The following is a 21,082-nucleotide window of genomic DNA, read 5'->3' on the forward strand; positions in this document are numbered from 1 at the left end:
AGGGCACATCGATGACCACCTCCGCCGCCGCGAGGTGCCGGGTCGTGCTGTGCCGCGGCTGCTGCTGCGGCACCACCGGCAAACACCCCGACACCGACCACCAGCAGCAAGCCGACCAGCTCGCCGACGCCGAAGGCGTGGCACTGCTGGTGACCGAATGCCTTGGCAACTGCGAGCGGAGCAATACCCTCGTGGTGCTGCCCTCGGCTGCCGGTCGTGCCGCAGGCGGGACCGTGACATGGTTCGGGCGAATCCTCGACCCGGCCCTGACCCAGGCCGTGGCCGACTGGGCCGCCGGCGGCGGCCCCGGACTGGCCGAGCTTCCGGTGCTGCTGCGCCCGCATGTGCAGCCACCCGGCCGGCACCTGGCCAAGGGCGGCGATGCGGACGCGATCACCGCAGCCGGACACCCGGCGGTGCTGGAGCCGACTGCCTAGGCACGTGCCGTCGCGGCACCGGTGCCGCCCGACGCCGTTCGGGCGGCACCGGCATGCGGCGCGACCGCCGGGCGGGCGGCGGCGCGCACGCCCGGCACCACCAGCGCGCGGAACATCCGGTCGACCTCCTGCGGGGTGTTGCCAGTGTCGCTGTCGAGCCACCACCGCAGCAGCGACAGGTACGCCCCGGTCACGAACCCGACCAGCGCCTCGGTGGGCACCGCGAGCATCTCGTGTGGGTCTGAGGGCAGGTCGGCGCGTACGACGTCGGCCAGGACGGCCTGCGCCTGGTGCAGCACCGGTGCGCCCGCAGGTCCGGCGAACAGCGCCCGCGCCAGGGGCTGGTGTGCGTGGACGTGGCTGAACACGTTGAGGCTGTGCGGCAGTAGCCGACCGGCGGCCGGCCCGCAGGCGGGCTGTTCGACGGCGGCGCGAAAGGCAGCCAACCCGTCGGCGAGCAGGCCGGCTTTGTCGGTGTAGTGGTTGTAGAAGGTGGAGCGGCCGACGTCGGCGCGGTCGATGACGTCGGCCACGGTGATCGCGTCGAACGGTTTGTCAGCCATCAGGGCCAGCAGGGCGTCAAGGAGGGCTCTGCGCGTGCGCCGCACTCGCCGGTCAGGTGTGGTGACCATCTTCTCGCTCCGATCGTGGACAGTGCGGCAGCCGGTGTCCAGTTCCGCATGCTCTGGCCGAAGCTGATTCTTGCCCGTCGGCCCGTCACCGTATTGGCTACCGATTATGGACACGCTGTTCAGAAACAGCCACACCGTCCAGGTTCCGGTCCGTACCTGACACCGTCCGAGGAGGCGCCTTGTCCACGCTCACCGTCCCAGACAGCCAACCCGCGGCCATCGCTGTCGGTCGGCGCACCGTGGTGCCACTGGTCGAGGCGGTCGGGCCCGCGCTGCCCGCACGGGCCACGTTCCCGCACCTGCCGGCAGCCGACCTTCGCGCCTTACTGGACTCCTGTGGCGACGACTACTGCGACGACACCCGCACGCATCTGCGGATGGCGTCGCAGGGTTTCGCGATCCTCGGCGCCGGCCGGGTCATCATCGTCGACACCTGCCTCGGCGGGCCCAAACCCGCCCTAGCGCAGCCACGGCCCGGGTTCGACTCCCAGTGGCTGGCGGCTCTGGCAGCCGCAGGCGTGAAGCCCGCCGACGTCGACACGGTCGTCAACACCCACCTTCATCACGACCACATCGGCTGGAACACCGTCCTGACGGGCGGCCGCTTGCGGCCGACGTTCACTGCGGCGAGGTATCTGATCACCGGTGCGGAGTACGCGCACGCCACGGCAGGCAGCCCCCGGCGGCACATCGCCGACGGCGTCCTGCCTGTGCAGGCCGCCGGGCAACTGGACCTGGTGGACCTCGACACGCGCATCGACGACGACGTGCGTCTGGTGCCCGCGCCCGGCCACACCCCGGGCCACGTCGCAGTGGAGATCAGCAGCCAGGGACAGACCGCGCTGCTTGCCGCGGACCTCATCCACCACCCGCTTCAGCTGATCCGCCCCGAGATCTCCACCGCGCTGTGCCACGACCCCGCCGCCTCGTCGGCAAGCCGCCGGCGTGTCCTCGAACGCTACGCCGACACCGGGGCCCTCATCCTGTTCACACACCTGATGTCAGCCGTGCGCATCGGCCGCGACGTCGCAGGCGGCTTCGCTGTTCTGCCGCCGGTGTCGCGCGGCGCGGCGTTGCCGTCGCCGCGCAGAGGTTCGTGACCCTGCGATCGCATCGCCCACCGCACGCAGTCCCGCCGACACATCGGTAGATGTCGAAAACCCCGCGCAGGCCGACATTTTGCTGATTAGGTAGTCGGGGAAACGCTGCAAGGAGGGTCGCGATGGCACGTTCGACCGCCCGTGGGCTGCTGACACTGGCCGCGGCTGCGCTGATCGGGACGACAGTGGCCGGATGCGCCGGCACCCAAGCCCAGCAGCCACCCCCGGCGGTCGTGCAGCCGAGCCCGACGCAGCAGTTCAACGACACCGACGTCCAGTTCGCCCAGCAGATGATCGCCCATCACCAGCAGGCGCTGATGATGGCGCAGATGGCCGCGGGCAGGGCGGCCAGTGCCCAGGTCAAGCAGCTCGCGGCGCAGATCGGCCAGGAACAGGCACCCGAGATCGAACAGATGAGCGCCTGGCTGACCCAATGGGGCAAGCCGGTGCCGTCGATGGGCCCCGGAATGACCATGCCGTCGATGCCGCCGATGGGCCCGGGGGCGATGCCGTCGATGCCGGCGATGCCTGACATGGGACAGATGAACGACATGACCGGCGAGCAGTTCGACAACATGTTCCTGCAGATGATGATCGCCCACCACCAGGGCGCCGTCGAGATGGCCAAAGCCGAGATCGCCAACGGCGCGAACCCGGCCGCCAAGGAACTGGCCCAGAAGATCGAGACCAGCCAGACCGCACAGATCGAGCAGATGCGGCAGTTGCTCGGCGCCACCCCGAGCCCCACCAGCTGACGCACCATGGCCGTGCGGCCCGGAACGCCCGATGCGGGGTCCGGGCCGGAGCGTCGCCGGAGCACGCGGGACCGGCCATGGTGCGTCATAGCGGTGCCCAGTGGCGGTGTCGGCCCGGTCAGGCGAGTGGGATGCGGTGATCTATCCCCAGGGGCACACCGGCCGCGGAAGACCACCCATGGAGATCACCTCTTTCGGCCGTAGCTACCCGGAGGCAGACCAGCTCCGCAGCGCCTCACGCGCGTCGGTGGTGAGCTGGTGAGCCTCGCCGAGCAGCTGGCCGGCCTCCTCGGCGAGCCGGTTCATCAGCTCGTACGCCTGCTCGCGCTCACCGGCGTTGTGCAGCGCGTGCGCGTAGGCGTACTCCGTCATGAGCACGTGGAAGTGGCCGGGCCCGTAGCCGGTGTAGGCGGTCTCGACCGCCCTGCGCATGGAGTCCAGGCCGGCCGCGGTGTCACCGGCCTTGATCTGCCATTCGCCCATGTTGCCCAGCCCGTAGACGACGAAGCTCCAGCCGGTCTCCGCCTGCTCCGCCTGGGCGAACTCCAGCAGCTCGGACCAGCACCGCACCCCCTCCGCCGGGCCGTCCACCCGAGGCCGCCAGACCGCCTCCTCGAAACGCGCGGACAGGGTCAGGATCGCCGCCCCGGCGCCGGCACCGGTGTAAACCTGGCCGACTGCCGCGAGCAGCGCCGCCATCCCTGCGACCGCGGCCAGTGCCCACCAGTTGCGTACGCTTCGCCACCAGCCGCGCATCGGCCGCATGACGGCGAGTGTCTCGTGATTGGACCGAAGACGCCACCGGCCGCGCGGGCCTTGTTCCGAACCGGCTCGGGAGCTGCTCCTCAAGCAGGTCGATGGGCGCCGGACCTCGACGGCCGGGCTGTCACCGCGGTCAGAAGGTGGCGATCGGGTTGACCGGACTGCCAGAGGTTCCGGCGAAGCGGACCGGCGCGACCGCGAGCTGGAAGTCCCACTGGCCGAGTTCGGCGGCCGTCGCCGCGCACGCCTCCAGGTCGCAGTTGTCGAGCATCCACAGACCCATGGCGACGAGGCTCACGGCGTGAACCGGCATCAGCACGTCTGCGTAGCCCGACGGCTGAACGTCCTGGGGAGTGTCCGCGCCGATCAGCGCGACCCCCCGTTCGTGCAGCCACGGCAGGCAGGACGCGTGCCAGCCGGCCTGCGCGAACCCGTCGACCACACCGCCCTCGTGCCGGAAGCGGCCGAAGCCGGTCCGCAGGAGCACCGCGTCGCCGGGCCGCACCCGCACACCCTGGCGGCGCTCGGCCTCCTCAAGGTCATCGGGATGCACGCCCTGCCCCGGCTCCAGCCACGGCACATCCCGGACCGCCGCGACGTCCAGCAGGACACCCCGCGTGACGATCCCGTTCGCCGCCGCCGTGACGGCCGCCCACGCCGATCCCGTCGCGCCGTCGACCAGCGAGTGCGACCGCCCGTTGTACATCATCCCGTCCCAGAAGATGTGGCACGGCGAGTCGAGGTGGGTGATCGTGTTGCCGTGGAACGAGATTTGGAGCTGCTCGGATGAGAAGCCCCACCGCCGGTCGGCGTGGAAGGCGGCCACCGGCATGTTCTCGGCCCCGGGCATGTCGGCGGCGCACGGGCAGGCCGTCGTCGACCGTTCCATCTCCTGCGGCACGGTGATCTCCCACGCGCACGACACGCTCCTGCCGTGGCGCACGGCCCGCGCCGCCGCCGCCCGCACGTCGTCGGTGATGTGGTTCAGGGTGCCGCACTCGTCGTCGTCACCCCACCGCCCCCAGTTCGACAGCGTGTTGAAGTACCCGAGCACGTCGTCCTGTGTGGGCATCGGTCGGTCAGCCGTCATCGCAGCATCGACTCCTCGGCTCACGGGCTTGGGGGCGCGCGAGGGCGGGCCGTCCCGCCCTCCTTCGGCATGCCGCGGCACGCACCTGGGCTGACATGACACTACAACCGCGGTCGGCAGCCGGCCGGTCAGCGGCCACCGGCGGTTCAGCGGACCTGGCGATCAGACCAGGTTGACCATCTTGTACCCCGAGTAACGGCACTTGCGGATGAGGACCAGCTCGGCGGAGACAGTCAGCTGCTGCATGGCGCCGAAATCACTGAACTTGGTGAACGACGACGCTGTGGACGCCGCCTCGGCGAGGTCGCTCAGGGCCACCTTGACCTCGGGGTCGGCCACCCTGTCGGCGGCTTCGCCGAACTTCGCGGACACGGTGCGGAACATCGGCTCCAGCGCCTGCAGCTCCTTGGCCACCGCCGCCGTGTCGCCGCGCTGCTCGGCTTCGAAGCCGCGCTGGATGTGCGCCTGCGTCTGCTTGTTCAGGGTGGCGTACAGGCCGTCGGCCGCCTCGCAGGCGAAAGCGATACTGGCGACGGCGTCCGCCGCGGCGCTGCCGGCGGGGGCCGTGGGGGCGGGGGCGTCGGCGGAGGCCACGGCCTGTGGCTGTGCCTGGTCACCGCAGGCTGCGGCACCCGCCACGACGACGGCGAGCAGCATGAAGAAGGCGGTACGGCGCATACGGGAGGCTCCTGGACGGCGCACCCCGGCGCACCGTCCGGACAAGACGGATAGCACCGCCGCACGATAGTTGATCGTGGCGATCGGCGGCAACGTGAAGCCCCCGAGCTGATGCGCCGGTTCGGCGGACTACCAGTCAACGTGGTTCGTGCGTCACAAGTAGCGGGAGGCAGCGGTCAGCGCCCGTACGCGTTCCGTGGCGATCGCGCGCTGGTACACCTCGGCGATCCGTTCGGCCGTGTGCGCCCAGGTGTATCCGGCCCGCACGATCGACCCGGCCGCCTGGCCGTAGCGCAGCCGCCGCAGCGGATCGCCGAGCAGCCCGCGCAGCGCCCCGGCGAGCCCGTCGAGGTCGTGCGGCACCACCAGCTCACCCGTCAACCCGGCGCGGACCGAGTCGGTCAGGCCGCCGACGGCGTACGCCACGACGGGGATCTGGCAGGCCATGGCCTCCAGCGGGGTGATGCCGAACGGCTCGTAGTCCGGCGTGCAGGCCACCACGTCGGCCGAGCGGTACAGGTCCGGCATCCCCGCCTGGGGCACGCCGCCGAGCAGGCGCACCCGGTCGCCGAGGCCGAGCCGTGCGATCAGCGCGGTCAGGCGCTGCGCCTCCGGGTCCGCGGCCAGCCGGTCGGCAGGCGGGCCGCCCGCGATGACCAGCTCGGCGTCCGGTACCCGCACCATGGCCTCGATCAGGTCGGCGAAGCCTTTGCGCGGCACGAGCCGGCCGACGCTGAGCACCCGGCGGGGCCGCGCGCCGTGCGCCGACCAGCCGTCAGCAGGCGAGAACGTGACGGTGTCGACGCCCGACGGCACCGTCTCGATCTTGCCACGATGGAAGCCGTACCCGAGCAGCTCGGTGATCTCGTCGGAGCACTGGGCGATGATCCTGGCCGCGGCGTTGCCGACGGCCCGCTCCAGCTCGATGCGCCGGGGCGGGCTGGTGTCGGCGGCGCCCTGCATCCGCCGCTTGACCGACCCCAGCGCGTGGTACGTGACCACGTACGGCCGGTCGTGGCGGTGGGCGGCGTCCATGGCGGCCAGGCCGCTCATCCAGAAGTGGGCGTGCACCACGTCGGGATCGAACCCGGAGCGGTGCCAGGAGCGCACCAGCCAGTCCGCGAAGGCGCCCATGTAGGGCAGCAGGTCGTCCTTGGGGATCTCCTCCGGAGGCCCGACCGGCACATGCTCCACGGTGTAGCCGTCGGCCACACGCACGACGGGCTCGGCGTCGGGGCGGTCGCGGCGGGTGTACACCCGCACCTCGTGACCGCCCCGCACCAGCGCCCCCGCGAGCCGGGCCACGTGGACGTTCTGGCCGCCGGCATCGACGCCGCCCAGGGCGGCGAGCGGACTGGCGTGTTCGGAGATCAGCGCGGCGCGCAGCTTCCTCATCCCGCACCCCCTCGACGAAGGCAGGACGGAGAAGTACCCAGGCTGGACATCGCGAAACGGTGCAGGTCAGGCTGCGGTGCCGACCGGCTCCATGATCAGCATGACACCGGAGGTCACGCCGTCGGGAGCCAGCGCGACACACGTCACCCGGACGTCGATGCGGTGGCCGTGCCGGTCGCCGGCGGCCATGTGCGCCGTCCGGCTGGGGCCGATCACCCCGCTCACGACCGGCAGCCGGAGCACCTCGCCGATCATGGAGGCCAGCCGCCCGGCGGGCAGCCCGGCATCGAGGTTGTGTAGCCCTCGGCCCACGGCCTCCTCCCGCCGCAGCCCCCACAAATGCTCGGCCCGCCGGTTCCAGACCCGGACCACCAGCTCCCTGTCCAGCACCGCGACCCCGGCCCGCAGCCCGGCCAGCAGCGCGTCGAGGAACGCGTTCGCCTCGCCCAGCTCGGCCGAGCTGTCGCGCAGCCGGTCGCTGACCAGGCGCAGCTCGTCGCCGGCGGACTGGAGTTCGCTGTTCAGGGTCTCCAGCTCCTCGTTGGTGGACTGGAGCTCCTCGCTGACGACCTCCAGCTCCTCGACCGTGCAGGTCAGTTCCTCGTCGGCGGTCTCCCGGCGCTCGTTCATCGACCGTAGCTGCTCGTAGGCGACGTCGAGCCGCACGTCGGCGCGCCCGAGCTCGTCCTGGAGCCGCCGCGCCGCGGTCACGTCGTGAACGACAGCGCCACCCCGAGCAGCCTCAGGTCGACGTCGATGAGCGGCGCGAGCCGGATGTCGAGGCGCACGGCGGCGGCACCGGCGCGTTCGTACTCGACCTCGTTCATCCACACGACACGGCGGTCCAGCTCCACCGCCGCGATCGGCAGGCGCAGCTCCAGCGGGCGGCAGACGACGTCCAGCTCCCCGAAGGGCTGGCCCGTGTCCCGCGCCGGCACGCCGAACAGCGCCTCCGCGCGGCGGTTGGCCATCGCCACGAGGCCGTCGGGGGTGACCACGATCTGCGCCACGCTGGCCGACATGAACGCCTCGTCGCGCACGCTGTCGAGCGCGCCCGTGGCCCCTGCCTTTCCTGCCACGGCGAACCTCCTCACCGAGGCGACGGCTCCGCGCTCCTCACTTGCCATTCTGCGCCTGCCTGCTCCCCGCGGACCCGTTCGTGACCTAACGGACGGCGCTCTGCCTGCCGGGTTCGGATCGGCTCAGGGTCGCCCAGACGACCTTTCCGTCCACCGTGCGGGTGACGCCCCAGCCGCCGGCCAGCACGGCCACCACCGCGAGCCCGCTGGCCGGTGGACCGGTCCGGGCGACGACCTCGGCCAGGTCGCCGGTGCCGAAGTCGCGGACGGCGACGTGCAGGTAACGCGTGCGGCAGCGCAGGTGCAGCTCGAACGGCGTATGGGCGTGCCGTACGGCGTTGGCGACCAGCTCGCTGCAGATCTGCCGCGCGGTGGCGGTCACCGGCTCGGGCACTGCCCACTGCGCGCAGCACGTCTCCACGAGCCTTCGCGCCTGCGCCACCGCCTGCGGCTCGCTCGCGAAGTGCGCGACCTGGGCGCCGACTCCGGCCGGCTGCTCGGCGGCCACGCGGGCTTGGCTCTCGGTGGAGCAGACGGTCAGGTGCTCGCCGATGCGGAGCACGCGCAACGCACCGGCCACCTCCGGCGCGGCGCCGAACAACACCACGCGGCAGCCCGGCCACGCATCTGCCTGCCTGAGCACCGCGGGGAACACCGCGAGATGAACCTCGTCAATCACCTGTAACCCGGACAAATCGACCAGCAGTGCGCCCGGGCCTTCGGCGAGTGCTTTCAGCAGCATCGTCCTCATGCGCGTGTACCCGGCCAGATCCAGCCGACCCTCCGCCCGGACCGTGAGCACAGGACCCGGCACGGCGGATGCAATGTCGGGATTCGTAAGTTTCGTTCCCATGGCCCTTGCCTTCCACTGAGCCCGGTTCGCCTCTGCAGAGGGGCGCAACGTGGAAGCCACCGGTGGCGCGTCATGGTCTTCGGTAGAAGTACCCGACGGCGAGCCGGTGAAACGCGTCCCTACCGCCGGGGCGGCTCCGCCCCACCCGGAGGCTCGGCGAGCCCGCCCCGGATACCGGGTGCCTCATCGGCCTCCTCCGGCGCACCGAGCACGTCCAGCACACCGGTGATGCTCAGCACCCGCGCCACCCAGTCGTGGGCGTTCTTCACCCGCAGGCGGTGCCCTATCTGCTCGGCCGCCCGGTACCCCTCGAAGAGCGCACGCACGCCCGTCGAGTCGATGAAGGTCACCTCCGCGAGGTCCACCACGACCGGGTCCCCCAGCTTCACCGCATCTCGCAGCTCAGCGACGAGCAGGTCGCACACGGCGAGGTCGATCTCGCCGCGGACGGCGACATCGACACCGTCCGGGCCTGGTCGGCAGCGGACCTCGAATGCGGGAGTGCCGGACACAGTCCCATAGTGTCATGCCGTTGCAGTGGAGTGAGCTCTAGTGAGCACTCGTGTTGCAGTCGGCCGACGGTCCCCGTCTGACCCACCGGGCGGGTGGTGCGGGGTGGTCGTTTCACAGCCACCTGCCACCACGAGGGTGGACTTAAGGTCGGCTCCACGGCCGTTTAACGTCTCCCAGCCACTCCGGGCGACGTACTGCTGCAGGTTGATCGCGGCGTTCAGATCACGGTCCAAGCGCAGGCCGCAGTGCTCGCAGGTGTAGGTCCGTTCCCGCAGGCGCAGTTTGGGTTTCACTGCGCCGCAGGACGAACAGGTCTTCGAGGAGGCGAACCAGCGGTCGGCGGTGATCAGGCGGCCGCCGTTCCAGGTGGTCTTGTATTCGAGGTGCCGGCGCAGGGTGGCCCACCCGGCGTCGGCGATGTGCCGGGCCAGGCGCCGGTTGCGGATCATCCCGGCGACGTTGAGGTCCTCGACCACGATCGTGCCGTAGGTGCCGGCCAGGGACGAGGTGAGTTTGTGCAGGCCGTCGGCGCGCAGGTTCGCGACCCGGGCGTGTGCGCGGGCCAGGCGGGCTTTGGCCTGCTGCCAGCGCCGGGACGGCTGCCGGCCGGTGCGCCGGTCGGGACCTTGCCGGCGGGACATGGTCCGGGCCGCGGCGCGCAGCCGCCCAGCAGCGGCGGCCAGATGGCGGGGGTTGGGCACGACCTGCCCGGTCGACAGCACCGCCAGGTTGCTGATACCGACGTCGACACCGACCGTGCGCGGCGGATACGCGGGGGTGCGGATGGTGCGGGTGACCTGCACGGTGAACGACACATGCCAGCGCCCACCCGTGTGCCGGACGGTGGCCGACATGATCCGGGCCGTGCCCGCCTGCAGGCAGCTGCTCACCGTCCAGGCCGTAGGTGCGTTCGGCGGCGCGCTGGCCGAGGTTGGCGCGCACCGCCGCCAGGGCCCAGTTGAACGCGAACCGGTCCGCACCGGCATGGCGGTGCAGGTCACGGTCCTGGGCCGGGGTCGGGTCCAGGGCGAACCGGTACGCCTGCACCACCACACCACCAGCCACATCGGACACGCGAGCAGGCTAGGCGACCCGTACGACAAGACCGCCATCGCACGCAGACATCGACCGGGCCGAGCACGCCAGCGCACGCTGGAGCACACCAAAGCTCACTCAACCACCAGCAGTTGGATACCCCTGTGCCGACCCGCATGACGCCGACCCGATCAGGGCTGCAGCAGGACCTTGACGACGCCGTCCTTCTTCTCCTGGAACTGCTGGTAGGCGATCGGCGCCGCGGACAGCGGCACGCGGTGGCTCGCGAAGCTCTCCACGCCCAGCGGGTCGGCGTCGGTGAGCAGCGGCAGGATGTCGTCCACCCAGCGGCGCACGTTCGCCTGGCCCATCCGGAGCTGGATCTGCTTGTCGAACAGCGTCAGCATCGGCAGCGGGTCGGCCATGCCCCCGTACACGCCGATGATCGAGATGGTGCCGCCGCGGCGGACCGCCTCGATGGCCAGGTCCAGCGCGGCCAGCCGGTCCACCCCGGCGGTCTCCATGATCTTGGCCGCCCACGCGTCCGGCAGGATGCCTACCATCTGCTGCACCGCCTTGGTCGTCGGCGACCCGTGGGCCTCCATGCCGACGGCGTCGATCACCGAGTCCGGGCCGCGGCCGCCGGTCAGCTCCCGGATCGCGGTCAGCACCTCGTCACGGTCGTGCAGGTCCAGCGCCTCGACGCCGCGGGCCAGGGCCCGGTCACGGCGTTCGGCCACCGGGTCCACTCCGATGACCCGGCCCGCGCCGCGGTGCAGCGCGATCCGGGCGCACATGTCGCCGATCGGGCCGAGGCCGAGCACGAGCAGCGTGCCGCCGTCGGGGATCGCGGCGTACTCGACCGCCTGCCAGGCCGTCGGCAGCACGTCGGACAGGTACACGAACCGGTCGTCGGGCGGGCCGACCGGGACCGTGATCGGGCCGTACTGCGCCTGCGGGACCCGCAGGTACTCGGCCTGGCCGCCGGGGACGCGCCCGTAGAGGCGGGTGTAGCCGAACAGCGCCGCGCCCATGCCCTCCTCGCGCACCTGGGTCGTCTCGCACTGGGTCTGCAGCCCCTGCGCGCACATCCAGCAGCCGCCGCAGGCGATCTGGAACGGCACCACCACCCGGTCGCCGGGCTTGAGCCGGGTGACCTGCGGGCCGACCTCCTCCACGATGCCCATCGGCTCGTGGCCGAGGATGTCGCCCTCCGTCATGAACGGGCCCAGCACCTCGTACAGGTGCAGGTCGGAGCCGCAGATGCCACTCGAGGTGACCCTGATGACCGCGTCCGTCGGTTCCTGGATCACCGGGTCGTCGACCGTGTCCACGCGAACGTCACGCTTGCCGTGCCACACCACTGCCTTCATGAGCCCAATCCCCTGTCGTCGTCCCGGTACGCGGCGCGGCCGGGCGCGCTGTCACTCGCGCCCGGCCGCGCCTGTGCCCCCTCAGAAGCGCTGCTCGACCTCCAGGCCGAGCGCCTGCCACAGTTCCCGCGTGTTGGCGAAGGTGCGCCCGCGCTCCAGCAGCCCGAGGGACTCCATCACCTCGTCCGGAGCGTCGCTGCGCACCGCCGTCTCGGTGAGGTCCTCGGTCGTCGCCGGGAACGTCGCCAGCGAGACGTGCTCGCCGATGCGGGCGCGCAGCTCGCGCCGGTCCGGGTCGGTCTCGTCGCCGGTCACGACGCCGTCGCGGCCGGGAGTGTCCCAGGACCGCCGGTCGAGGTCGTCCTCGATCGGGTCGCCGAGCTGCCTGCTGCCATACGGTGTGTGCGTCATGCGGTACAACATTCCCCCACTTCGCCCCATGAAACCTGTACGCCTTGTTTGCCGGAAAGGTGCCGGGGGCAAGGTACAGGCCGGAGGTGGTCGCCATGGCCGACCGCATCAGCGACATCTGGGGCGCCCGTACGCCGTACGCCGCCGGGCAGGAGTGGCCCGTCCGGGTCGACGAGCAGCTCGCACCGGACGCCGACCCCGGCCGGGTGCGCTGGGTGCCGTCGGCCTGCGTGCTGTGCAGCAACGGCTGCGGCTGCGACATCGCGGTCCAGGACGGGCGGATGGTCGGCGTACGCGGCCACGCCGCCGACCGGATCAGCCACGGCCGGCTCGGCCCCAAGGGCCTGTTCGCCGGCTGGCAGGCGGCCTCCGCGCCCGACCGGCTGCGCCGCCCCCAGGTCCGGCGCGGCGGCCGGCTCGTGGAGACCAGCTGGGACGAGGCGATGGGCCTGCTCACGGCCACCTCGCGGCGGCTGCTCGACGAGGGCGGCCCGCTCACCCACGGCTTCTACACCACCGGCCAGCTGTTCCTGGAGGAGTACTACACACTCGGCGTCATCGGCAAGGCCGGGCTCGGCACCCCGCACATGGACGGCAACACCCGGCTGTGCACCGCCACCGCCGCCGCGGCGCTGAAGGAGACCTTCGGCTGCGACGGCCAGCCCGGCTCCTACGCCGACGTGGACAGCGCCGACGCGATCTTCCTGTATGGCCACAACGTCGCCGAGACGCAGACCGTGCTCTGGGCGCGCATCCTCGACCGGCTGGCCGGACCCGACCGGCCCGCGCTGGTCTGCGTGGACCCGCGCCGCACCAACGTCGCCGACGCCGCCGAGGTGCACCTGCCGATCCGGCCCGGCACCAACGTGGCGCTGCTCAATGCGCTCATCCACGAGGTCATCCGCACCGGCGCGGTCGAGTCCGGCTACGTCGCCGCGCACACGGTCGGCTTCGACGAACTGGCCCGCACCGCGGCCGCGTACCCGCCGGAGGAGGCCGCCCGGATCTGCGACGTGCCCGCCGCCGACATCCGCCGCGCCGCGGAGATCTTCTGCCACGCCCCACGCGTGCTGTCCACCGTGCTGCAGGGCGTCTACCAGTCCCACCAGGCCACCGCCGCCTCGTGCCAGGTCAACAACCTGCACCTGCTGCGCGGCATGCTGGGCCGCCCCGGCTGCGGCCTGCTCCAGATGAACGGCCAGCCCACCTCCGAGAACACCCGCGAATGCGGCGCCGACGGCGACCTGCCCGGCTTCCGCAACTGGGCCAACCAGACCCACATCGGCGAACTGGCCAAGCTGTGGCGGGTCGACCCGATGGTGATCCCGCACTGGGCCGAACCCACCCACGCCATGCAGATCATCCGGTACGCCGAGCAGGGCTCCATCCGGCTGCTGTGGATCGTCGGCACCAACCCGGTGGTGACCCTGCCCGACGTCGCCCGCATCCGGCGGCTGCTCGCCGCCGAGCAGCTGTTCGTCATCGCGCAGGACTGCTTCCCCACCGAGACCACCGAGCTGGCCGACCTGGTGCTGCCCGCCGCCATGTGGGGCGAGAAGGAGGGCACGTTCACCAACACCGACCGGACCGTGCACCACAGCGGCAAAGCCGTCGACCCGCCCGGTGAGGCCCGCGCCGACCTCGACATCTTCCTCGACTACGCGCACCGCATGGACCTGCGCGACCGCGACGGCGGGCCGCTGATCCGCTGGACCGACCCCGAGGGCGCGTTCACGGCCTGGCAGGAGTGCAGCCGCGGCCGCCCCTGCGACTACACCGGGCTCAGCTACGCCCGGCTGCGCGAAGGCCCCGTCCAGTGGCCGTGCGACGACGCCCGGCCCGGCGGCACCGAGCGCCTCTACACCGACGGCTTCTTCCCGACCCGCGCCGAGCAGTGCGAGACCTACGGCCACGACCTGCTCACCGGCGCGGCCGTCACACCCGAGCAGTACGCGCTGCTGCGCCCCGACGGCCGGGCCGTGCTCAAGGCGGCCCACTACCTGCGGCCCGACCTCGGCGCCGGCGACTTCCCGCTGCTGCTGACGACCGGCCGGACTGCGTACCACTTCCATACCCGCACCAAGACCGCGCGGGCCCCGCACCTGAACGCGGCCGCACCCGCGCCCTGGGTGGAGGTCAGCACCGCCGACGCCGCCGAACTCGGCCTTGCCGAAGGCGACCTCGCCCTGGTCGAGTCGGCCCGCGGCGCGGTGCGGCTGCCCGTGCGCATCGCGCGGGGCCGCCCCGGCGTGGTGTTCATCCCGTTCCACTACGGCTGGTGGGACGACCCCGCCGACCCGCACCGGGCCGCCAACGAACTCACCGAGACCGCCTGGGACCCGGTCTCCAAACAGCCGCAGTTCAAACTCGCGGCGGTACGCCTCAGCCGCGCCGGACCCGACGACGGCACCGCCCCGGCACCCGCGCAGACCGCCTCGGCGGCCGCCGGCAGGGAGGGCTGAACCGTGCACATCGCCACCTACCTCGGACTGCTGCACGGCGGGGAGAACGCGCTCGCCGACACCTACGACGTGGTGCGCACCGGCCACGCCGACGAGGCCGGGATCGCCCACACCTGTCGGCTGCTCGCCGCGCAGTGCCGCGCGCATGTGAACGCGCTGGCGCCGATCGTCGAGCGCTACGGCGAGCACCGCGAGGACGAGCCGGACCGGCTGCACGCCGAAGCGCTGCCGGAGGCCCGTACCGGCGGCGTGGGTCTGCTGCGCGACCTGCAGGACCTGCTGCTGCTCGCCACGCTCGTGGACTGCAGCTGGACCGCCGTGTGCCAGGCCGCGCAGGCGCTGCACGACCATGAGCTGATCGCCGTGGTCGCCGCCTGCCAGGGCGAGACCAAGGTCCAGCAGGGCTGGCTCACCACCCAGCTCAAGGCCGCCGCACCCCAGGCGCTACTGGTCGCCAGGTGAAGCACGGACTCTTCAAGCACGCCAGACCGAGATTCTCTACCCCCAAGGTTCGCTGCTTGTGGGACCATCGAGCGTGCCTGAACTGCGAGAACATGCCGGTCGTCACTATGCCCTGGTGTTCCACTACGCCCTAAGTGACGATGCCTGGTGTGTGGAACTGAGCGAGGCGAGGCCAGTTGCGAAGCCGCGGGTTGACGTCCCGGGTGCGCTTACGCACGTGCATGGACCCGCGTTCATAGTCGCCATGGTGCCCGACGAAGATCCGGACCTGGAGCCGACCATCCACATCCGCGCTCAGGACGAGCGGGTTGTCCCGTTCGAGATCATGCGCTGGTTCATGGAGGAAGCCTCCGACCAAGTGGCCCGCTGCCGCGCGGCTATGGCGGCTGAGTTCGGCTCCAGCGACCATTCCCATCCGTCTTCTTGAGCTAGCGCAGGACGCGCGTTCCTTGGGAACTGGGTCGCCATCGCGCGGAACATACACAAAATGATCTAGAGCGCGATCCAGGTTCGTCGAGCAAAAGCGCCAAGTCCGGCGGGCTGGTGCCCACGATTGACGAACCCCTTCCGCGGGTTGATGAGCGCCAGGCCGTCGCCAGGCCGTCGGAGGTCAATGGGTGACCACCAATGACGACCAACGTTGCCAGCGTTCGCGCTGGCAGAAAGCCCGACGCCTCACCTCGCGGCAGGCTGCCGGGCTGGCCCATCAGTTCAACGCCAAGTGACACGTGGGCCTTCAAAGCTCATATGCCGAGCATCGACGGCGCTGTCGAAACTTTCCTCACGAGGGTCAAGGCGGCCGCAAGCGGCCGCGCCGGGGCCCCAGGGGCACCGGGCCGACACGCCAGCCTTCGGCGCGCGCCGTCCCTGACCCCGGACCCCGGCAGCCAGATGCAGACGCCACACCACGACAGGGAAGACCGACCGCGACCAGGCGAAACGGGTAGCCGCAGGTCAGCGTCTGATCAGTGCTGCTGATGATCGGAGCGGCTGTCGCCGCGATGCTAGTCAGCGACGTGAAGCGGCAGAGCGCGCCGGAGATGATCAGGCTTGGGGGACCGCTCGGCGAGATGATTTGATCCTTTGTCGTCAAGATGATCACGATTGTGAAGATCGTTTGATGATGATTTTTATAATCAATTTGTCGTACTCAAGCCGGACTACATCCCCGTAGCTCCCGCCGCTGACACTCGTGCGGCCTGCCGCCTTCAAGGCGAAGACCTTGGGGCTCCGCCCCAAACCCCGGCCCGACGCTCGGGGATCGGCAAGATCCCCTCGGCCAGTCGCCACAGGTAAGCACAGGCTGGGGCCACTCCGTACCTGCCACTCCAAGATTCTTTCTGAACGCCTACGGCAGAAAGAATCTTGAAGCCTCGATAGGTACTCCGGACCCCACCCTGCGCTTAGGCAGAGCCCGCCAGTCCGAGGGGATCAGCTCTCTGCCAGCAGGCGCACAAGATCGTGTTACGGCCGTACCGATCAACGAGTGGAAACGAGGTAGTTGACCATCGCGACCATAAGCAAACAGAGACCAATAACACCCATAAGCCTGGGCAAGATGAGCACAACGTCCTCGCTCGCGTAACCACTCTCGGTTGCCATGCGCTCGGGAGCGTCACGGTCGTACGACAGAGGTATGGCCTCACCGACGGCGATCTCTGGCGCACCAAAGTTCAGCGCCATTGCCTTAACCTCCACCGTGCGAACGTCAGCCAGGTACCGGATTGTTAACCGCAACTCCTTCGCTGCCCTGCTCATGCGCAGATCATCGCGGTCGACAACCGTGCCGACGGTTTGAATTCCACCGTCGCGCCGGTCCTCGATCACATCGTCCAGGTAGAAGTACAGGCCGACGGCGAAGGCCAAGAACAGACTGCCGATGATCACCAACCGCAGAGAACGTGCTGTACCCGACGATAGCGCCATCGCCTCACCCATCTACGTTCATGATCATCTAACGCCCGATTTTAGTACAGCAGCGATGTACAGCAACCCTGACGCCCGCACCCAGCCGTGTTCGACCCCGAGCCTGCCGAGAACATCGTCTACAGCCGCTGCCGACCTTGTCGCCAGTAATCCGTAGGTCCAGGGTCGGCAGTAGGAAGTCGTGGAAGCGGAGTTAGGCGTTCACTCGTCGTCGTAGCGATCCACCCATCCCGCAACACGTCAAGATCCAGCATTACGCTGACCTGTTGTGACAGACACGCTGATCGGCCTTGACCTCGTCCCCTGGGCTCACATCCGGTCGAGCAGCCTGAACAACTCGCTCGAAGTGCCGCTGCAGTTGCGCCGACTCGCCGAGGAGGTCGACGGCGTTCCCGAGCAATGGGCCGACAGGTTGCACCAGCTCGTCGTGCACGAACACTCAGCCTGCATCGTCCAGAGCGCCGAGTATGTGGCTCCGTTCCTGGTCGGCTTGTGTTCATCAGACCGGCCGGCAGTAGTCCGCCAGTCGCTCCTTCTACTCATCGACCTAACCACTGAGCCGTTTCACCCCGAGATCACCCACGGCAACTCCGGAGTGCACGAACGGACGCAGCGGGCCATCCGAGCCGGTCGAGGTGACTACCTGCGGTTACTCAACGCCCCAGATCGAGGGACGCGGCAAGCAGCCTTAGACCTACTGAATGTGCTTGACGAGTGTGATGCCGAGGTCAACGGGTGACACTGCGATCAGAGTTACCAACCGGTGTCCGAAGCCGTCCCGTCATGTTCCCGTGAACAGTCGTAGAGGGCCGGACTCAGCCGGACTCAGCCGCCCCCTCGTTGCGGCGGCCTACGCTGAGCGTGCGATCGGCATCCTTTTGTGGACAGTGACGTTAGTCGATGGGTCGGATGATGTTGATTGATGCGCATGCTGCCGCTGGCGGCCTGGGCCAACCCGCCTACCACAGGCCCAGTTCCTGCCGAAGTCGAAGACGTAGGCGAACTGCTCGCCCGGCGCCAGCCGGTTCAGCTTCGTGGTGGGGCTGTCGATTCTGCCGTCGGGGCGTCGCCGTCCCACTGATCCAGGCCGGTGACGCCGGTGCCGTCGGCCAGGGTGAACATGTGCTTGTGGGCTGACGCGGATGCTGCGGTCGCCGGGCAGCTGTGCCAGACCGGCGGTGAAGTTCGCGATCGCGCCCTTGCCGGAGTCCCACCGGCAGCGTGCGTATGCTGCGGGACCTGCAGGACCTGCTGCTGCTTGCCACGCTGGTGGACTGCAGCTGGACCGCCGTGTGCCAGGCCGCGCAGGCCCTGCACGACCATGAGCTGATCGCCGTGGTCGCCGCCTGCCAGGCCGAGACCAAGGTCCAGCAGGGCTGGCTCACCACCCAGCTCAAGGCCGCCGCACCCCAGGCGCTGCTGGTCGCCAAGTGAACGGTGGTGATCAAGGGCAGACGCCCGGCTACCCCATACCGTTCGGCAAGCCCGGTCTGGCCACGGATGGCAAACGGATCAGAGCCCTGACGGGTGGTCGGACAGCCAGTCGCGGTAGCGGTGCTTCAGCTCATCGCGCTGCTCGCGCGTCGGCAGGACGACGTCGGCCCCACCGTCGTACGGGTGGTAGAGCCAGCGCAGGTCCAGGGGCGCGACCATGACGTTCGCGAGTTCGTCGTCGGCGACGGCTCGTAGCAGTCCGTCGACGCAATGGGGTGTCCACTGCAACGCCTCGACGTAGAGCTGATGGCAGGTCCGGTACTCCGGATCTTCGGGGTCTTCCACGAACGTTCGCCAGTGGTGTGCCCGAGGTGCGACCTCCGCACGCCGCGGCCACCGCTGAGGTGTGAGTTCTTCCGTGTCGGTCCACTCGGTGGTGATGACGAGGACCAGCGGCCCGGCTCCCAGCTGGTCGAGAACGGTGTAATGCCGTTCGAGCACCGTGCCGTACTCGTCTTCGTTCTCGGGATAACGCTTGGAACCGGGCAAGCTGTGGAACCTGACCCACCGATCCGGGTAGTGCGAGCGCAGCAGGTACGCCATCGGCGGGCACTCCGGCCACTGTTGCTCCCACAGGTCGGTCAGAGCCTGCGGTCGCGGGTACCGACTGGAGATCATCGTGCAGTTCTACCGCACCCGGAAGCCACGGATTGTGGGGACCGGGCGGGCGACATGGATCGGACGGATACCGCTAGGCTCCTGCTCCACGCGAGGACCAGGAGAGCACATGACGGAGTCGCCACCAGCCGGGTGGTACCCCGGCGCCGACGACTACCTGCGCTACTGGACCGGCGAACGCTGGTCGGACCACACCGCCCCAGCCGGCCGGGCGCTACCGCCACCGAATCCCTCGGCGCAAGTAGCCTCCGGGACACCCCGGTCCAGCATCGCCCGGATTCTGATCAGCGCCGTGATCCTCGGATCGCTGACGATCCTCGCCAACCGTGCCGCCCAGTGGGGACTTGCCGCGCTGTCGTTGCCGAGCCACGGCGTACTGCGCGACTGGGGCGCGCTCGGACTGCTCGCCCTCGTGCTGTGCCTGCCCGCGGCCCGAGTCGGCTACCGCAAACGGGATGCCATGCTGCTGCTCATCCCGTTCTACAGCTTCTTCCTGGCCTGCCGGATCGTCTGGCGGATCGCTTACCTGCCCTTCGCGGACTGGCTGCCCCGCGAGGAAGACGCCGCCAACTGGCGGCAGGTCCCGCACCCCACGCTGCCCGGCGAACTGCTGTATGCCCGAATTCGGCGGGAGTGAGCGACCTGAACCTGGTGGCAGCAGCGAGCGCTCGGAGCCGTACTTCGGCCATCATCGCGTCGGTCTGGTCCTGACCGGTGCGGCCAGCGGATGAATGGCGCCGTCGGTTTTGTCTGGCTCTGCCGAACTAGGATGACCGCGCGGCCAGGCGCCGTGGGCGGGGAGACGGGGAACATGTCCTGGATCGAGGAGGTCCTGCGTCGGCGGCGCCGGCGACGGACGTGGGGCCGGATCGCGATGGTGCTGGCGCTCGTGACTCCACTTGCCCTCCACCTCGGCTGGCCGTACTGGGAGCAGTACCGAAGCAGGCAAGAAGCGGAAACGAACGCGGCAGCCCTTCAGGAATACGAGGCAGTGGTGCGTCCGGCGGTTCGTGCCCTGTTGGCATACGACTACCGCGACTTCGACGGCGCGGTAGCGCGTGGACAGGCCTTCCTTACCGGCCCGTTCGCCGCCGAGTACCCGGCCGCCATGGCGTCATTGCGCACGACCGCATTCGTGGAGCAGGCCGTGGTCACCGTCGACGACCCTACTTTGGTCATCAACGAGCGCGGGCGACACCGGTCTGAGGTGACGGCCTTCGTGACGCAGCGACGGCGCTCGAACCGCCTGGCCGGGGTCGAGATCGCCTATTGCCGGGTCCTGGTCACCCTGGAACGTGCCGGCTCGGGCTGGAAGGTGGCACGGTTCGTCATCACGCCGAATTCGACGGTAGAGATCTCGCCTGCCGCCGTGCCATAACCTGTCGCCCACTCACGTGCCCCCTGCCGGGTCGACTGCAACCCGCCACTACCGCAGACGATCACTGCCATCGAAGACTGGACGCGCCGGTGACTTCGCAGAGCCCCTCCCACCTCAGCCCCGACGAGGTTCGCCAAGCCCCGTCGTATCCGCGGATGCTGACCGCGGCACGGGTGTACGCCGCCGCGATGGCCGGTTTCCTGCTGACTGCCTGCCTCATCGCCGCGGCCGGCGTGCGGGTGTGGACCTACCCGCTGATCGCGGCGATCGTGCTGGCCTGGATAGCCGGAGCCGTGCTGGCCCGTGGCGCGTTTCAGGCGCTCGAAGACGAACTCGGCGCCAACCCCCGCTCGGCCGCGGTCATCGCCTCGGCGCAGGATCTTCTCCGCTCCCGCCGGTCCGAGGGCTGACGCGTCGTTCGATCAGGTGCCGTGGGGCTCGCCTGCCGCGTCGGCGTCCGGCTCCTGCGCCCCGCCCGAGGGAGGGTCGACGAACATGCCCGGTGTCTGGCCGAGCTGCTGGCGGCGGCGCAGTTCGGCCGCGGACACCCGCTCCTCGGCCTCCTTCGGCGCACGCTCGTCCTGGTCCGGAAGACGTTCCTCACTCATCGTGCTGTCTCCTTCCGAGAG

At 70.1% G+C, this 21,082-nt stretch carries 26 protein-coding genes and 1 pseudogene; 11 read left to right on the forward strand and 16 right to left on the reverse strand.

What is annotated here, in order from left to right; translation table 11 throughout:
• Nucleotides 1–11: 11 nt before the first annotated feature.
• Nucleotides 12–437: a hypothetical protein gene (locus tag Cba03nite_RS17255; protein WP_203746935.1), complete on the forward strand. Its 426-nt coding sequence runs from the start codon at nucleotides 12–14 to the stop codon at nucleotides 435–437.
• On the opposite strand, the gene Cba03nite_RS17260 is transcribed toward Cba03nite_RS17255, so the two are convergent.
• Nucleotides 434–1,069, reverse strand: a complete 636-nt coding sequence (locus Cba03nite_RS17260) for a TetR/AcrR family transcriptional regulator (RefSeq protein ID WP_275411596.1) — start codon at nucleotides 1,067–1,069, stop codon at nucleotides 434–436. The genes Cba03nite_RS17255 and Cba03nite_RS17260 overlap by 4 nt on opposite strands.
• 179 nt (nucleotides 1,070–1,248) lie before the next feature.
• On the opposite strand from Cba03nite_RS17260, the gene Cba03nite_RS17265 reads away from it, so the two are divergent.
• Together Cba03nite_RS17265 and Cba03nite_RS17270 are read left to right on the forward strand one after the other, a co-directional pair.
• The gene (locus Cba03nite_RS17265; RefSeq protein ID WP_203746939.1) at nucleotides 1,249–2,169 is read left to right on the forward strand and encodes an MBL fold metallo-hydrolase; all 921 of its coding nucleotides are present in this window, start codon (nucleotides 1,249–1,251) and stop codon (nucleotides 2,167–2,169) included.
• 122 nt (nucleotides 2,170–2,291) lie between these two features.
• Entirely contained in the window at nucleotides 2,292–2,924 is a 633-nt protein-coding gene (locus Cba03nite_RS17270; RefSeq protein WP_203746941.1) for a DUF305 domain-containing protein, read from the forward strand.
• Nucleotides 2,925–3,128: 204 nt separating this feature from the next.
• Here the strand turns inward: Cba03nite_RS17270 and Cba03nite_RS17275 are convergent, their stop codons facing one another.
• The 12 genes and pseudogenes from Cba03nite_RS17275 to Cba03nite_RS17325 all read right to left on the reverse strand — a co-directional run bounded on the left by Cba03nite_RS17275 (nucleotide 3,129) and on the right by Cba03nite_RS17325 (nucleotide 12,113).
• A complete protein-coding gene (locus Cba03nite_RS17275) occupies nucleotides 3,129–3,689 on the reverse strand; it encodes a hypothetical protein (protein ID WP_203746942.1) in 561 nt (186 codons plus the stop codon).
• Between the two features lie 130 nt (nucleotides 3,690–3,819).
• Nucleotides 3,820–4,776: a cyclase family protein gene (locus tag Cba03nite_RS17280; protein WP_239125811.1), complete on the reverse strand. Its 957-nt coding sequence runs from the start codon at nucleotides 4,774–4,776 to the stop codon at nucleotides 3,820–3,822.
• 162 nt (nucleotides 4,777–4,938) lie between these two features.
• Nucleotides 4,939–5,454 carry a hypothetical protein gene (locus Cba03nite_RS17285; protein WP_203746943.1) on the reverse strand — a complete coding sequence of 172 codons (516 nt, stop codon included), beginning with the start codon at nucleotides 5,452–5,454 and terminating at the stop codon, nucleotides 4,939–4,941.
• A 153-nt stretch (nucleotides 5,455–5,607) separates the two neighbouring features.
• Nucleotides 5,608–6,840 (reverse strand): glycosyltransferase, encoded by a 1,233-nt coding sequence (locus Cba03nite_RS17290; RefSeq protein ID WP_203746983.1) that lies wholly within the window; start codon nucleotides 6,838–6,840, stop codon nucleotides 5,608–5,610.
• A gap of 75 nt (nucleotides 6,841–6,915) precedes the next feature.
• Nucleotides 6,916–7,560 (reverse strand): PAS domain-containing protein, encoded by a 645-nt coding sequence (locus Cba03nite_RS17295; RefSeq protein ID WP_203746944.1) that lies wholly within the window; start codon nucleotides 7,558–7,560, stop codon nucleotides 6,916–6,918.
• On the reverse strand, nucleotides 7,557–7,928 hold the full coding sequence (locus Cba03nite_RS17300) for a nitrogen regulation protein NR(II) (protein ID WP_203746945.1): 372 nt from the start codon (nucleotides 7,926–7,928) through the stop codon (nucleotides 7,557–7,559). The genes Cba03nite_RS17295 and Cba03nite_RS17300 overlap by 4 nt, the downstream gene beginning before the upstream one ends.
• An 85-nt stretch (nucleotides 7,929–8,013) precedes the next feature.
• The gene (locus tag Cba03nite_RS17305; protein ID WP_275411597.1) at nucleotides 8,014–8,781 is read right to left on the reverse strand and encodes an ATP-binding protein; all 768 of its coding nucleotides are present in this window, start codon (nucleotides 8,779–8,781) and stop codon (nucleotides 8,014–8,016) included.
• A gap of 119 nt (nucleotides 8,782–8,900) precedes the next feature.
• Nucleotides 8,901–9,293 (reverse strand): STAS domain-containing protein, encoded by a 393-nt coding sequence (locus Cba03nite_RS17310; protein WP_203746947.1) that lies wholly within the window; start codon nucleotides 9,291–9,293, stop codon nucleotides 8,901–8,903.
• A 12-nt stretch (nucleotides 9,294–9,305) separates the two neighbouring features.
• Nucleotides 9,306–10,184, reverse strand: coding sequence for an RNA-guided endonuclease TnpB family protein (locus Cba03nite_RS17315; protein ID WP_203746948.1), 879 nt, complete (start codon nucleotides 10,182–10,184; stop codon nucleotides 9,306–9,308).
• 97 nt (nucleotides 10,185–10,281) lie between these two features.
• Nucleotides 10,282–10,368 (reverse strand): annotated as a pseudogene (locus tag Cba03nite_RS40645) (hypothetical protein); the annotation flags it as partial.
• A gap of 152 nt (nucleotides 10,369–10,520) precedes the next feature.
• Nucleotides 10,521–11,702 carry an alcohol dehydrogenase catalytic domain-containing protein gene (locus Cba03nite_RS17320; protein ID WP_203746950.1) on the reverse strand — a complete coding sequence of 394 codons (1,182 nt, stop codon included), beginning with the start codon at nucleotides 11,700–11,702 and terminating at the stop codon, nucleotides 10,521–10,523.
• A gap of 81 nt (nucleotides 11,703–11,783) precedes the next feature.
• Complete coding sequence (locus Cba03nite_RS17325) at nucleotides 11,784–12,113, reverse strand: DUF2795 domain-containing protein (protein WP_203746952.1); 330 nt, start codon at nucleotides 12,111–12,113, stop codon at nucleotides 11,784–11,786.
• Nucleotides 12,114–12,208: 95 nt separating this feature from the next.
• On the opposite strand from Cba03nite_RS17325, the gene Cba03nite_RS17330 reads away from it, so the two are divergent.
• From Cba03nite_RS17330 to Cba03nite_RS17340, 3 genes are all read left to right on the forward strand, one after another.
• Nucleotides 12,209–14,575 carry a molybdopterin oxidoreductase family protein gene (locus Cba03nite_RS17330; protein ID WP_203746954.1) on the forward strand — a complete coding sequence of 789 codons (2,367 nt, stop codon included), beginning with the start codon at nucleotides 12,209–12,211 and terminating at the stop codon, nucleotides 14,573–14,575.
• 3 nt (nucleotides 14,576–14,578) lie between these two features.
• Nucleotides 14,579–15,037, forward strand: a complete 459-nt coding sequence (locus tag Cba03nite_RS17335) for a hypothetical protein (protein WP_203746955.1) — start codon at nucleotides 14,579–14,581, stop codon at nucleotides 15,035–15,037.
• Between the two features lie 244 nt (nucleotides 15,038–15,281).
• Nucleotides 15,282–15,464 carry a hypothetical protein gene (locus Cba03nite_RS17340; protein ID WP_203746956.1) on the forward strand — a complete coding sequence of 61 codons (183 nt, stop codon included), beginning with the start codon at nucleotides 15,282–15,284 and terminating at the stop codon, nucleotides 15,462–15,464.
• 1,052 nt (nucleotides 15,465–16,516) lie between these two features.
• Here the strand turns inward: Cba03nite_RS17340 and Cba03nite_RS17345 are convergent.
• On the reverse strand, nucleotides 16,517–16,975 hold the full coding sequence (locus Cba03nite_RS17345; protein ID WP_203746957.1) for a DUF3592 domain-containing protein: 459 nt from the start codon (nucleotides 16,973–16,975) through the stop codon (nucleotides 16,517–16,519).
• A 256-nt stretch (nucleotides 16,976–17,231) separates the two neighbouring features.
• Here Cba03nite_RS17345 and Cba03nite_RS17350 point away from each other — a divergent pair, with 256 nt between their 5' ends.
• Together Cba03nite_RS17350 and Cba03nite_RS17355 are read left to right on the forward strand one after the other, a co-directional pair.
• Nucleotides 17,232–17,702, forward strand: coding sequence for a hypothetical protein (locus Cba03nite_RS17350; RefSeq protein ID WP_203746958.1), 471 nt, complete (start codon nucleotides 17,232–17,234; stop codon nucleotides 17,700–17,702).
• Nucleotides 17,703–18,184: 482 nt separating this feature from the next.
• Nucleotides 18,185–18,397, forward strand: a complete 213-nt coding sequence (locus Cba03nite_RS17355) for a hypothetical protein (RefSeq protein ID WP_203746959.1) — start codon at nucleotides 18,185–18,187, stop codon at nucleotides 18,395–18,397.
• 78 nt (nucleotides 18,398–18,475) lie between these two features.
• On the opposite strand, the gene Cba03nite_RS17360 is transcribed toward Cba03nite_RS17355, so the two are convergent.
• Complete coding sequence (locus tag Cba03nite_RS17360) at nucleotides 18,476–19,000, reverse strand: DUF3885 domain-containing protein (RefSeq protein ID WP_239125813.1); 525 nt, start codon at nucleotides 18,998–19,000, stop codon at nucleotides 18,476–18,478.
• A gap of 184 nt (nucleotides 19,001–19,184) precedes the next feature.
• Here Cba03nite_RS17360 and Cba03nite_RS17365 point away from each other — a divergent pair, with 184 nt between their 5' ends.
• The 3 genes from Cba03nite_RS17365 to Cba03nite_RS17375 all read left to right on the forward strand — a co-directional run bounded on the left by Cba03nite_RS17365 (nucleotide 19,185) and on the right by Cba03nite_RS17375 (nucleotide 20,863).
• Entirely contained in the window at nucleotides 19,185–19,712 is a 528-nt protein-coding gene (locus tag Cba03nite_RS17365) for a DUF2510 domain-containing protein (RefSeq protein ID WP_203746961.1), read from the forward strand.
• Between the two features lie 174 nt (nucleotides 19,713–19,886).
• Nucleotides 19,887–20,453 (forward strand): hypothetical protein, encoded by a 567-nt coding sequence (locus Cba03nite_RS17370; protein WP_203746962.1) that lies wholly within the window; start codon nucleotides 19,887–19,889, stop codon nucleotides 20,451–20,453.
• A 155-nt stretch (nucleotides 20,454–20,608) separates the two neighbouring features.
• On the forward strand, nucleotides 20,609–20,863 hold the full coding sequence (locus Cba03nite_RS17375; RefSeq protein WP_203746964.1) for a hypothetical protein: 255 nt from the start codon (nucleotides 20,609–20,611) through the stop codon (nucleotides 20,861–20,863).
• A gap of 12 nt (nucleotides 20,864–20,875) precedes the next feature.
• On the opposite strand, the gene Cba03nite_RS17380 is transcribed toward Cba03nite_RS17375, so the two are convergent.
• Entirely contained in the window at nucleotides 20,876–21,061 is a 186-nt protein-coding gene (locus tag Cba03nite_RS17380; RefSeq protein ID WP_203746966.1) for a hypothetical protein, read from the reverse strand.
• Nucleotides 21,062–21,082: the final 21 nt, after the last annotated feature.

Origin of the sequence: Catellatospora bangladeshensis (assembly GCF_016862575.1) — a bacterium.
Lineage (GTDB): Bacteria > Actinomycetota > Actinomycetes > Mycobacteriales > Micromonosporaceae > Catellatospora > Catellatospora bangladeshensis.